The following is a 12,512-nucleotide window of genomic DNA, read 5'->3' as shown; positions in this document are numbered from 1 at the left end:
CGCCCGGCACGACCCGACTGCTCGGCACGGCGCGGCGCGGCACCCCGGCGCGCTCACCTGTTGCGGCGGTGCTCGCTCGATCGGGTGAGCACCGGCCGATCCCGTGAGCGTCCGGCGGGCAGTGCGGCAGTGCGGTGGGTGCGGTGGGCGGACGGCGGTGCGGTGGCCGGGGCGCTCACGGTGACCCGTCGGACGGGGTGAGCACCTCGTAACCCCCGTGCAATCGCGGGGCGCCCGGCCGTAATCCGCCGTTCCTACCGTCGGTCCCCAGTACCGCACCGGGGGAACGAGGGAGCCGAGCATGAGCCGTCTGGTCGTCGTCGGGAACGGCATGGTCGGGCACCGCCTGGTGTCGGCGATGCGCGACCGGGACACCGCGGGGGCCTGGGAGATCACCGTCCTCGGTGCGGAGACCCGGCGCGCGTACGACCGGGTGGCGCTCTCCTCCTACGTGGACGGGGCCTCCGAGGAGGAACTGCGTCTCGACGACGACGGGCTGCGCTGCGACCCGCTCGTCACGCACCGCCTCGGCGACCCGGTGCGCCACCTCGACCGGGACGCGCGCCGGGTCACCACCGCGTCCGGGGCCACCTTCGGCTACGACGCGCTGGTGCTCGCGACCGGCTCGGACCCGTTCGTCCCGCCGGTGCCCGGCCGGGACCTGCCGGGATGCTTCGTCTACCGGACCCTCGACGACCTCGACGCGATCTCCGGAGTCGCGGCCGCCGCGATGGCGACGACCGCGCCGGGGCGGCGCTCGGCCGTCGTCGTCGGGGGTGGGCTGCTCGGTCTGGAGGCCGCGCGGGCGATGCGCACGCTCGGCCTGTCGCCGCAGGTCGTCGAGATCGCGCCGCGGCTGATGCCGGTCCAGGTCGACGACGGCGGCGGGGCGCTGCTGCGCTCGCTGGTGGAGTCCCAGGGCATCGCGGTCCGCACCGGCGTCTCGGTGACCGGTGTCGGCTCCGACCGCGGCCGGCTGGTCGCGACGCTGTCCGACGGCGTCGAGCTGGACGCCGACGTCGTCGTCTTCTCCGCCGGGATCCGCGCCGCGGACCGTCTGGCCCGGGACAGCGGCCTGCCGGTCGGGGAGCGCGGCGGCGTCCTGGTCGACGACCGCTGCCGGACCGGCGACGACGCCGTCTGGGCGATCGGCGAGTGCGCCGCGCTCGACGGCCGGACCTACGGCCTCGTCGCCCCCGGCTACGCGATGGCCGAGGTCGTCGCGGACCGGTTGCTCGGCGGCCCGGCCCGGATGACGCCCGCGGAGCTGGACACGTCCACCCGGCTCAAGCTGCTCGGGGTCGACGTCGCCAGCTTCGGCGACGCGCACGCGTCCGCCGACGGCGCGCTGGAGATCGTCGTCGACGACCCGGTCGCGGGGACCTACGCCAAGCTCGTGGTCTCCGCCCCGGGCGACGCGGACACCGGTGCCGGCGCGCCGACGCTGCTGGGCGGGGTCCTGGTCGGCGACGCGTCGCGCTACGCCGCGCTGCGCCCGCTCGTCGGCACGCCGCTCCCGGACGACCCGGTCACGCTGATCTCCAGGGGCGGCGCCGCGCCGGACGCGTCCGCGCTCCCGGACTCGGCGCAGATCTGCTCCTGCAACGGCGTCAGCAAGGGCGCGCTGTGCGCGGCGATCTCCGGCGGGGCGCACGACGTCCCCGCGCTCAAGGCGTGCACCCGGGCCGGGACGACCTGCGGGTCCTGCGTCCCGGCGCTCACCCGGATCCTGGAGCAGCAGGGCGTCGAGCTGTCGACGGCGCTGTGCGAGCACTTCGACCACTCCCGCGCCGAGCTGTTCGAGATCGTCGCCGGGGCCGGGATCACCTCGTTCGACACCCTCGTCGCCGGGCACGGCCGCGGTGCGGGCTGCGCGGTCTGCAAACCGGCCGTCGCCTCGATCCTCGCCACCGTCCACAACGGGCACGTCCTCGACGCCGAGCGCGCCTCGCTGCAGGACACCAACGACCACTTCCTGGCGAACCTGCAGCGCAACGGCACCTACTCGGTGGTCCCGCGGATCGCCGGCGGCGAGGTGACGGCCGACGGCCTGATCGTCATCGGCGAGGTGGCCCGCGACTTCGGGCTCTACACCAAGATCACCGGCGGGCAGCGGATCGACATGTTCGGCGCCCGGGTGGAGGACCTGCCCGCGATCTGGCGCCGGCTGGTCGACGCCGGGTTCGAGTCCGGGCACGCCTACGGCAAGTCGCTGCGCACCGTGAAGTCCTGCGTCGGCACGACCTGGTGCCGGTTCGGGGTGCAGGACTCGGTGGGCCTGGCCGTCGAGCTGGAGCTGCGCTACCGGGGCCTGCGATCGCCGCACAAGCTCAAGTCCGGCGTCTCCGGCTGCGCGCGGGAGTGCGCGGAGGCCCGGTCCAAGGACTTCGGCGTGATCGCGACCGAGGACGGCTGGAACCTCTACGTCGGCGGCAACGGCGGGTTCACCCCGCGGCACGCCGAGCTGCTCGTGTCCGGCGTCGACACCGCGACGCTGGTCCGCACCATCGACCGGTTCCTCATGTTCTACGTCCGCACCGCCGACCGGCTGCAGCGCACCGCGCCGTGGATCGAGTCGATGGAGGGCGGGCTCGACCACCTGCGCTCGGTGGTCGTCGACGACTCGCTGGGCATCTGCGCGGACCTCGACGCGGCCATGGCGCGCCACGTGGACTCCTACGCCGACGAGTGGGCCGGTGTCCTCGCCGACCCGGAGAAGCTGTCCCGCTTCGTCTCCTTCGTCAACGCGCCCGAGGCGCCCGACCCGACGATCCGGTTCGTGCAGGAGCGCGGCCAGAACGTGCCCGCTCCGGGGCGCCCGGACGAGCCGGTGCTCGTCGGCATGCCGCAGGTCGCGGCCCGATGACCGCGCCCGTTCCCGCCCCGGTCGCCGGCGGGGCCTCGGCATGGCTCACGGTGTGCCCGCTGGAGCGCCTGTGGATCGACCGCGGCGCCGCCGCGCTGGTCGGCGACACCCAGGTCGCGCTGTTCCGCCGGGCCGGTGACGCCGTGTACGCCCTGGGCAACATCGACCCGTTCACCGGTGCCGCGGTCATGTCCCGCGGGCTGCTCGGCGACCGGGCCGGCGAGCCGACGGTCGCCACACCCGTCCACAAGCAGGTGTTCGCGCTGCGCGACGGCCGGTGCCTGGACGACGACGGTGTGAGCCTGCCCGCGTTCGCCGTCCGGGTCGTGGGCGGATCGGTGCAGGTCGGGCTACGGTGAACGATCCGACCGCAGCACCGCGCACGACGTCCCCACCGGCTGCCGCCGCCCGGCCGGGGGAACGGAGGATCCCCTGACCCGCTCCGCCACGACCTCGACGGACACCGTGCCCCCGCTGGCCGGGTTCACGGTCGGTATCACCGCGGCCCGGCGCGCCGAGGAACTCGCCACCATGCTGGAACGCCGGGGCGCGTCGGTCCAGCACGGCCCGGCCCTGCGGATCGTCGCCCTCGCCGACGACGCGGACCTGGAGGCCCGGACCCGCGAGCTCGTCGCGGCGCCGCCGGACATCACGATCGCGACCACCGGCATCGGCTACCGCGGCTGGATCTCCGCCGCGGAGGGCTGGGGGCTCGGCGACGAGCTGCTCGCCGCGCTGGGCCGCTCGGAGATGCTGGCCCGCGGCCCGAAGGCGCGCGGGGCGATCCGGGCGTCCGGCCTGGTGGACGCCTGGTCCCCGGAGTCGGAGTCCACCGCCGAGGTCCTGGAGCACCTGCTGGAACGCGGGGTCGACGGGCGCCGCATCGCGGTCCAGCTGCACGGGGAGCCGCTGCCCGACGTCGTCGAGGCACTGGAGGTGGCGGGGGCCGAGGTCGTCACCGTCCCGGTGTACCGGTGGGCGCCGCCGACCGACATCGGCCCGCTCGACCGGCTGATCGACGCGACCCTGGCCGGCGGGATCGACGTCCTGTCGTTCACCAGCGCGCCCGCCGCGGCCGGGATCCTGGCCCGGGCCGCCGAGCGCGGGGTGCGCGCCGCCCTGCTGGACGCGTTGCGCGGGCCGGTGCTGACCCTGTGCGTCGGCCCGGTGACGGCGGCCCCGCTGGAGGCGCTCGACGTGCCGACCGTGCAGCCGCAGCGGTCCCGGCTCGGCGCGATGGTGCGGACCTGCGAGTCGGTCGCCCCGGAGCGGGCGCGCCGGTTGCCGGTCGCCGGGCACCGGCTGGAGCTGCGCGGGCACGCCGTTCTCGTCGACGGCACGCTGTGCCCCCTCCCGCCGACGCCGATGGCGCTGCTGCGGGTCCTGGCCCGGCGGCCGGGCCGGGTGGTGTCCCGGGCCGAGCTGCTCGCCGCCCTGCCCGGCGGCGCCACCGACGAGCACGCCGTCGAGAACGTCATCGGGCGGCTGCGTGCCGCGCTCGGCGTCGGCGGGCTGGTGCAGACGGTGGTCCGCCGCGGGTACCGGCTGGCCCTGGAACCCGGTCACGACGGGCACTGCGCCGAGGGGGCCGGCGGGGCGGGGGAGCAACCGTGACCGCCGCCGGCCCGCCGCTGCTGCTCGTCGCGCACGGGTCGCGCTCGGACGCCGCGGACGCCGTCGTCCGGGCGCTCGCCGACGCCGTCGCCGCGCACGGGCCGCAGGTGCAGGTCTGCTACGTCGACGTCCGCGGGCCGACGGTGGTCGAGGCCGTGCGCGCGCTGCGGGACGGCGGGTGCGACGGCGCGGTCGTCGTCCCGGCCTTCCTGGCCTCGGGCTACCACGTCCGCGTCGACCTGCCGGCCCAGCTCGCCGAGGCCGGTGCCGGGCCCGGGCTGTTCCCGACGGCGCCGGCGATCGGCCCGGACCCGCTGCTCGCGGCGGCCGCGCTGTCCCGGCTGCGTGACGCCGGGTACCGCGACGGCGACGCCGTCGTGCTGGCGGCCGCCGGGTCGTCGGACCCGTCGGCCGTCGCGGAGGTCCGGGCGGCCGCCGGGATGCTCTCCGAACTCGTCGGCCGCCGGGTGCGCACCGGGTTCGCCGCGACCGGAGCGCCGACGGTGTCCGCGCTGGTCGACGGCCTGCACGCGGCGGGGGAGGAGCGGGTCGCGGTCGCCTCCTGGCTGCTGGCCCCCGGGGTGTTCCAGAACCGGCTGCTCGACAGCGGCGCCGACGTGGTGGCCGATCCGCTGGGTGTGCACGACGACGTCGTCCGCGCCGTGCTGGACCGGTACGCGGCCGGTTCCGCGGTCATCGCCCGCGCCGCGTGAGCGGTCCCGGCGATCTGGTCGCGCGCCTGCGGGCCGCCGGCTGCGTGTTCGCCGAGGACGAGGCGCGGCTGCTCACCGAGGCGGCCGGTGACCCGGTCCCCGAGGCGCTGGTCCGGCGCCGGGTGGCGGGCGAGCCGCTGGAGCACCTGCTCGGCTGGGCCGAGTTCGACGGGCGGCGGGTCGGCGTGGCGCCGGGGGTGTTCGTCCCGCGCCGCCGGACCGAGGCACTGGTGCACGCCGCCGTCGCCGAACTCGGCCCGGGCGCGGTGCTGGTCGACCTGTGCTGCGGCTGCGGCGCGGTGGGCGCGGCGGTCGCCCGCCGGGTACCGGTGGAGCTGCACGCCGCCGACGTCGACCCGGCCGCCACCGCGTGCGCCGCGGTCAACCTGCGCGGGCTGGGCACGGTGCACACCGGCGACCTGTTCGGCGCGCTCCCCCCGCGGCTGCGGGGCCGGGTGACGGTGCTCGTCGCGAACACCCCGTACGTCCCGGCCGGGGCGATCGCCGCGATGCCGCCGGAGGCCCGCGACCACGAACCCCGGATCGCGCTGGACGGCGGCGCGGACGGCCTCGACCCGGCCCGCCGGGTCGCCGCCGGTGCGGCTGCGTGGCTGGGGCCGTCGGGCGTCCTGCTGATCGAGACGGGTGCGGCGCAGGCGCCGGTGCTGGCCGCGGTGTTCACCGCCCACGGGCTCGACGCACGGATCGGGCACGACGACGACCGCGACGCGACCTGGGTGCTCGGGCGCCGCCCCGCACACTTCTGCCCGCCGTGACGCTCACGAGTTCGCCGGCCGCGCACGCGATCGGGTGCGCGACCGCGAGTTCCGTGAGCGCCGCAGCGGGGTACGGCGGCCGGCGGTGTCAGCTGGTCAGGGTTCCTGCTCGGTGCAGGTGTTCGAAGATCACCTGATCGACCGGTGAGACCCGGCTCCGGTCGGCGTACCCCAGCCACCGGATCTCGGCGATCTCGCTCGCGGCGGCCGGCTCGAGCGGACCGGTGCCGGTCACGACCGGCGCCGGTGCTCGCGGGGCAGCCGCCCGTCCACCATCAGGATGCCCTCGGTGCGCAGTCGCGCGGCCTGCTCGTCCGCGATGTGCGGGGCCGAGCGCCCGTCCGCCCGCAGCACCCGGTGCCAGGGCAGGTCGGCGCCGTCCTCGGCGAGGATCCGGCCGACCAGCCGGGCCGAGCGCAGCCCCGCCAGCTCGGCGACCTCCCCGTAGCTGAGCGTCTGCCCCGGCGGGATCGCCAGGACGACCGCCCGCACCCGTTCCACCGTCTCGTCGTCCACCCACCCGATCCTGCCCTGTCCCTCGCGTCACGCTGTCGGTGCCGCGTGGTCGAATCGGTGCATGAGCCGAGCGACCGCCGAGCAGCTGCCCCCGCGGCTGGTGCGGGCCGCGGCGGGCCCGGTCCCGGTCCGGGAGTGGAGCGGTGCGGCGGCGCGGGTGCTGGCGCACGACCGGGGTCCGTTGCGGGTGCTCGGCGGGCCCGGCACGGGGAAGACCAGCCTGCTGCTCGACGCGGTGGTCCGCCGGGTCCGCGAGGGTGCCGCCCCCGGGTCGGTGCTGCTGCTCGTCGGCAGCCGGCGGGCCGCCGAGGAGCTGCGCGGCCGGCTCACCACGCTGCTCACCGCGGGCGGCGGGGACCTCGCGGGCGACTTCGGGGCCCGGACCACCCGCGAGCTGCTGGTCCGCACGGTGCACTCGTACGCGTTCGGCGTGCTGCGCCTGCACGCCGCCCGGCACGAGGACCCGCCGCCGCGGCTGCTCGCCTCCGCCGAGCAGGACGTGGTGGTCCGCGAGCTGCTCGCCGGGGAGATCGAGAACTGGAACGGCAGCGTCCCGGGATCCGGCTGGCCGGAGCGGCTCGATCCGGCGCTCGGCCTGCCCGGGTTCGCCGCCGAGCTGCGGGAGCTGCTCCTGCGCGCCGCCGAACGGGGCCTCGGCCCGGACGAGCTGGCGAGCCTCGGGGCCGCCCACGACCGTGCCGAGTGGGTCGCCGCGGCCCGGTTCTTCCGCAGCTACGAGCAGGTCACCCTGCTCCGGGGGGCGGCGGGCCGGGGAGCCCCGCAGGCGACCGCGCCCGCGCTGGACTCGGCGGAGCTGGTCGCCGCGGCGCTCGACGTGCTGGCCGCGGACCCCGACCTGCACGACCAGGAGCGGCAGCGGATCCGGCACCTGCTGGTGGACGACGCGCAGGATCTGGACCCGCAGCAGATGGAGCTGGTCGCGACGCTGGCCGCGGGCGCCGGGTCGACCCTGCTCGCCGGGGACCCGGACCAGGCGGTACTCACCTTCCGGGGGGCCGACCCGAAGGGCATGGAGGCGATCGACGCACCGGCCGAGCTGCTGACGACCGACCACCGGCAGCTCCCGGAGGTCCGGTCCGCCGGGCTGCGGCTGGCCGGGAAGCTGCCCGGCGCCGGGCACACCCGGACCCGGCACGGGCCGGACGGCACCGCCCCGGAGGCGGCCGCCGGGACCGCCGGCGCGGGCTCGGCGGTGCAGGTCCGGGTGTTCGGGTCCCCGTCGGCCGAGGCCGGCTGGATCGCCGACCGGTTGCGCCGGGCGCACCTGGTCGACGGCGTGCCGTGGTCGGAGATGGCGGTGCTGTCCCGGTCGGCGCGGCGCACACTGCCTGCGCTGCGCCGGGCGCTGGCCGCCGCCGGGGTGCCGATCGCGGCCCCGCCGGACGAGGTGCCGCTGCCGCGGCAGGCCGCCGTCGTCCCGCTGCTGCTCGTGCTGCGCGCGGCGGCGCGGCCGTCGTCGGTGGACGCGGACCTCGCGACCGCGCTGCTCACCTCGCCGCTGGGCGGCGGTGACCCGCTCCGGATGCGCCGGCTGCGCCGCGGCCTGCTGCGGATGCACGCGGCGGCCGGTCACGACGTGCGGGCCGAGGACCAGCGGGAACCCGTCGAGGGTGAGATCGATCCGGCCGTCGCGAGCAGTGACCCGCTGCTGGTCGCGATGCTGCGCGACGCGGTCGCCGGCCGGCCGGACCCACTGCCGATGATGTCCCCGGCCGAGGCGGCCCCGATGCGCGACGTGGGGCGGCTGCTCGACACCGCGGCCCGGTCGATCGCCGCCGGCGACTCGGTCGAGGAGACCCTCTGGCTGGTGTGGCGGCGGACCGGCCTGGCCCGCCGGTGGAGCGAGGCCAGCGCCCGCGGCGGGCCCGGTGGTGCGGCCGCCGACCGCGATCTGGACGCCGTGCTGGCGCTGTTCGACGCGGCGGCCCGCTACACCGACCGGCTGCCCGGCTCGGGGGCGGCCGGGTTCCTCGACTACCTCGCCGACCAGCAGCTCCCCGGGGAGACGCTCGCCCCGCAGGCCCCGCGCGGCGGTTCGGTCGAGCTGCTGACCGCGCACGGCGCCCGCGGCCGGGAGTGGACGGTCGTCGCGGTGCCGGGCGTGCAGGAGGGCATGTGGCCCGATCTGCGGCTGCGCGGCAGCCTGCTCGGCAACGAGCAGCTCGTCGATCTCGTCGCCGGGATCGCCGAGCCCGGCGGCACCGTCTCCCGGTCGGCGCCGCTGCTCGCCGAGGAGCGCCGGTTGTTCTACGTGGCCTGCACCCGGGCCCGGTCGACGTTGCTGGTCAGCGCGGTGCAGGGGGAGGACGAGCAGCCCTCGCGCTTCCTCGACGAGCTCGACCCCCGCCCGGCCGACGCGGCCGAGGCCCGCCCGGTGCACCGCCCGGAGCGCTCGCTGGTGACCGCCGAGCTGGTCGGCGAGCTCCGGCGCGCGGTCACGAGCCCCGACCGCGGCGATCCCGAGCGGGCCGCCCGGCGGCGGCGGGCCGCGACCCAGCTGGCCCGGCTGGCCGCCGACGGGGTCCCCGGAGCACACCCCGACGAGTGGTACGGCACCGCCGAGCTGTCCGACCACGCGCCGCTGCGCGCGGACGGGGAGCTCGTGCCGATCTCGCCGTCGGACGTCGAGACGATCGCGGGCTGCCCGCTGCGCTGGGTGCTGTCCCGGCACGGCGGCGACGAGTCCGGCGCGCTGTCGGCCGTCACCGGGTCGCTGGTGCACGCACTGGTGCAGGCCCGCGCCGCCGGCGCCGCCCCGGCCGAGCTGGAGAAGGCGCTGCAGTCGGCCTGGCGGCGGCTCGACACCGGGGCGCCGTGGTTCGGCCGCCGCGAGCTCACCCGGGTCCGGGAGATGCTGACCGCGTTCGACGACTGGGTGCGCCGCAGCCGGGCCGAGGGACTGGAGCTGGTCGCGGTCGAGCAGCCGGTGCAGCTCGACCTGGAGGGTGACCTCCCGCCCGAGGACCCGGCGCAGCCGGCCCCGGACGAGCCGGAGCCGCTGGTCGACCCGACCGGCGAACCGGGGCGCGGGGGCGGCGCGGCGCGCGCCGCCCGGCGGGTCCGGCTGCGCGGCCGGGTGGACCGCCTGGAACGCGACGACCAGGGCCGCCCGGTGGTCGTCGACGTGAAGACGGGGAAGACGGCGGCGTCGGCGCGGTCCACCGCCGAGCACCACCAGCTGGCGGTCTACCAGCTGGCCGCGTCGCTCGGCGCCTTCTCCGAACTCGTCGGCTCCGGTCCGGGGCCGGGCGGGGGGCGGCTGCTGTTCCTCGCCGACCGCAAGGCGAGCGGGGACGCGAAGGAGCCGCGGCAGGACCCGCTGCGCCCCGAGGAGATGGGGCACTGGCGCGACGTGCTGATGACCTGCGCGTCCGACTCCGCCGGTGCGGTGTTCGTGGCCCGGGCCGGGCCGGACTGCGACCGCTGCCCGGTCCGGACCAGCTGCCCGGCGGTGGAGACCGGGCGCACCGTCGTCGACGGCTGAGCCGGCTGAGCGGCTGAGCCGGGTCAGCCGATCCCGAGCGCCGAGGCCAGCCGCCGCAGGTCCTCCTCCGGGGCGGCCATGCCCTCGGTGATCACCTGGGCGCAGACGTGGTCGGCCCCGGCGCCGAGGTGCTCGTCGAGGCGGGTGGCGACCCGCTCCGGCGTGCCGTGGGCGACGAGCGCGTCGATCAGGGCGTCGCTGCCGCCGTCGTCCATGTCGGTGCTCGACCAGCCGAGCCGGGCCAGGTTGTTGCGGTAGTTCGTCAGACCCAGGTACGGCTTCTGCACGGCGGGCCTGCCGAGTGCCCTGGCCGCCTGCGGGTCCGTGTCGAGGACGACCTTGTGCTCCGGTGCCAGCAGCGCGCCGCCGCCGAGGCGTTCCCGCGCCGAGCGGGTGTGGTCGGGCGTCGTCAGGTACGGGTGCGCCCCGGCGGAGCGTTCGCGGGACAGGTCGAGCACCTTCGGGCCCAGGGCGGCCAGTGCCCGGCCGTCGACCGGCACGTCGAGCGCGTCGAGCCGGTCCAGGTACTCGACGACGGTCGCGTACGGCCGGGTGTAGTCGCTCGTCGCCTCCGGGTGCCCGACACCGACGCCGAGCAGGAACCGGTCCGGGTGCCGCTGCGCGATCCGGTGGTAGGAGGGCGCGACCTCGTCGGCGGGCGTCGACCACATGTTGACGATCCCGGTCGCGACCACCAGGTTCCCGGTCGCGTCGAGCAGCTCCTCGGCGAGCCGGAGGTCTCCGGGCGGGGAGCCGCCGATCCACACCGTGCCGAACCCGAGTGACTCGATGTGCCGCGCGAGATCGGGGGACAGACCCGTCGCGTGCCGCCAGACGCCGTACCGGCCGAGGGAAACACTCATGCCCGGGACTACCACCGCGCGGGCCCGATCATTCCCGGTCCTACGATGTCAGCTCCCGAGCAGTGTGAACCCGAGAGGCTGGACGTGCAGTGATCGACCTCAAGGCGGCCCGACAGGACCCGGACACCTTCCGCACGGCGCTGTCCCGTCGCGGCGCGTCCGCGGACTTCGACGCCCTGATCGAGGTCGACGGCCGCTGGCGCGAGCTGACCGACCGCGTCGGCGGACTGCGGGCGGCGGCGAAGCAGCGCCCCAAGGGCAAGCCGACCCCCGAGCAGGTGCAGCAGTACGCGGCGGAGAAGGAGGAGCTGCGCGGCGCCGAGGAGGCGCTCGCCGGCACCGACGCCGAGCGCGCCGCGCTGCTCTCGCGGCTCCCGAACCTGCCCGACCCGACGTCTCCGGACGGCGCGGCCGACGAGGACGCGGTGACGGTCCGGACCTGGGGCGAGCTGCCGTCGTTCGACTTCGAGCCGCGGGACCACCTCGACCTGGGGTCGCCCACCGGATGGGTGGACATGGCCCGCGGTGCCCGGATGGCCGGGTCGCGGTTCGCCTACCGCTTCGGCGACGTCGCGCTGCTGGAGATCGCGCTGTTCCGCTTCGTCACCGACAAGCTCGTCGGCGATGGGTTCATGCCGGTCCTGGGCCCGGTGCTGTCCAACGAGCGGACGATGTACGGCACCGGGTTCCTCCCGACCGAGGCGTCGAACCTCTACCACCTGGAGCACGACGACCTGTACCTGACGGGCACCGCCGAGGTCGCGCTCGCCGGCATCCACGCCGACGAGATCATCGACCCGGGTGCGCTCCCGGCGAAGTACGTGGCGTTCTCCACGAACTTCCGGCGCGAGGCGGGCGCCGCGGGCAAGGACACCAAGGGCATGTTCCGGGTGCACCAGTTCGACAAGGTCGAGATGTACGTCTACTGCCTGCCCGAGCAGGCGCAAGAATTCCACGAGCAGCTCCTCGCGCACGAGGAGTCGATCGTGCAGGACCTCGGCCTGCCCTACCGGGTGCGCAACATCGCCGTCGGCGACCTCGGCAACCCGGCCGCGAAGAAGTACGACATCGAGGCGTGGTTCCCGGTGCAGCAGCGCTACCGGGAGATCACCTCCTGCTCGAACACCACGGACTACCAGGCCCGGCGGCTGAACGTCCGGTTCCGTCGCGAGGCCGGTGCGCCCACCGAGATCGTGCACACGCTCAACGGGACCGGTGCCACCGCCCGCGCGATGCTCGCGGTCATGGAGAACTTCCAGGACGCGAACGGCACCGTCGCCGTCCCCGAGGTGCTGCAGCGGCACGGGGCCCCGGCCACGGTGGGTGCGCCGCGCGGCTGATCGGGTGACCCCCGATCGAGGGTGAGCGCCACGACAGCGTGTGTGGCGCAACGGTTCCGTCAGACGGACGTCTGAATCGTCGTGGACGGAGCAGGGAGACCGACGACGGGCCGCCGGACGGACGGCGCCGGACCGGTGCCGCAGCAGCGGGCCGCAGCCGGCGCCCGGCACGCCCGCGCCGTTCCCGGACACGGACCCGCCGGCCCTACCTCCGTGCGCCCGGTGCCCGACCGGGACGTTGCGGAGGCCCCCGGCCGGAGCGCCGCTACCGGTGTCGCTGCCGAGATGCACGTGAGCGGGGAATCCCGGCCGGTCGAGC

Annotated in this window: 10 protein-coding genes; 7 read left to right on the top strand and 3 right to left on the bottom strand. The window is 76.5% G+C overall.

Going from position 1 to position 12,512, the window contains the following annotated elements; all coding sequences use genetic code 11:
• The first annotated feature begins 301 nt into the window (after window positions 1-301).
• From nirB to AFB00_RS05930, 5 genes are all read left to right on the top strand, one after another.
• Window positions 302-2,866, top strand: a complete 2,565-nt coding sequence (gene nirB, locus AFB00_RS05950; RefSeq protein WP_068796394.1) for a nitrite reductase large subunit NirB — start codon at window positions 302-304, stop codon at window positions 2,864-2,866.
• Window positions 2,863-3,225, top strand: coding sequence for a nitrite reductase small subunit NirD (gene nirD, locus AFB00_RS05945; protein WP_068796393.1), 363 nt, complete (start codon window positions 2,863-2,865; stop codon window positions 3,223-3,225). The genes nirB and nirD overlap by 4 nt, the downstream gene beginning before the upstream one ends.
• 106 nt (window positions 3,226-3,331) lie before the next feature.
• Window positions 3,332-4,480, top strand: coding sequence for a uroporphyrinogen-III synthase (locus AFB00_RS05940; RefSeq protein WP_068796392.1), 1,149 nt, complete (start codon window positions 3,332-3,334; stop codon window positions 4,478-4,480).
• On the top strand, window positions 4,477-5,193 hold the full coding sequence (locus tag AFB00_RS05935; RefSeq protein WP_068796391.1) for a sirohydrochlorin chelatase: 717 nt from the start codon (window positions 4,477-4,479) through the stop codon (window positions 5,191-5,193). Before AFB00_RS05940 ends, AFB00_RS05935 begins: the two co-directional genes overlap by 4 nt.
• The gene (locus AFB00_RS05930; RefSeq protein WP_068796390.1) at window positions 5,190-5,969 is read left to right on the top strand and encodes a putative protein N(5)-glutamine methyltransferase; all 780 of its coding nucleotides are present in this window, start codon (window positions 5,190-5,192) and stop codon (window positions 5,967-5,969) included. Before AFB00_RS05935 ends, AFB00_RS05930 begins: the two co-directional genes overlap by 4 nt.
• 88 nt (window positions 5,970-6,057) lie before the next feature.
• Here the strand turns inward: AFB00_RS05930 and AFB00_RS32995 are convergent, their stop codons facing one another.
• Window positions 6,058-6,204 (bottom strand): hypothetical protein, encoded by a 147-nt coding sequence (locus tag AFB00_RS32995; protein ID WP_156819399.1) that lies wholly within the window; start codon window positions 6,202-6,204, stop codon window positions 6,058-6,060.
• Entirely contained in the window at window positions 6,201-6,485 is a 285-nt protein-coding gene (locus AFB00_RS05925) for an MGMT family protein (protein WP_068796389.1), read from the bottom strand. Before AFB00_RS05925 ends, AFB00_RS32995 begins: the two co-directional genes overlap by 4 nt.
• Before the next feature lie 61 nt (window positions 6,486-6,546).
• Here AFB00_RS05925 and AFB00_RS05920 point away from each other — a divergent pair, with 61 nt between their 5' ends.
• Complete coding sequence (locus AFB00_RS05920) at window positions 6,547-9,990, top strand: ATP-dependent helicase (RefSeq protein ID WP_068796388.1); 3,444 nt, start codon at window positions 6,547-6,549, stop codon at window positions 9,988-9,990.
• 23 nt (window positions 9,991-10,013) lie between these two features.
• Here the strand turns inward: AFB00_RS05920 and AFB00_RS05915 are convergent, their stop codons facing one another.
• Window positions 10,014-10,853, bottom strand: coding sequence for an LLM class F420-dependent oxidoreductase (locus AFB00_RS05915; protein WP_068796387.1), 840 nt, complete (start codon window positions 10,851-10,853; stop codon window positions 10,014-10,016).
• 89 nt (window positions 10,854-10,942) lie between these two features.
• Here AFB00_RS05915 and serS point away from each other — a divergent pair, with 89 nt between their 5' ends.
• Window positions 10,943-12,193, top strand: a complete 1,251-nt coding sequence (gene serS / locus AFB00_RS05910) for a serine--tRNA ligase (RefSeq protein WP_068796386.1) — start codon at window positions 10,943-10,945, stop codon at window positions 12,191-12,193.
• Window positions 12,194-12,512: the final 319 nt, after the last annotated feature.

The organism is Pseudonocardia sp. HH130630-07, assembly GCF_001698125.1.
GTDB lineage: Bacteria > Actinomycetota > Actinomycetes > Mycobacteriales > Pseudonocardiaceae > Pseudonocardia.
Note: the sequence above shows the minus strand (reverse complement) of the source record. Positions and strands in the feature narration are given on the sequence as shown.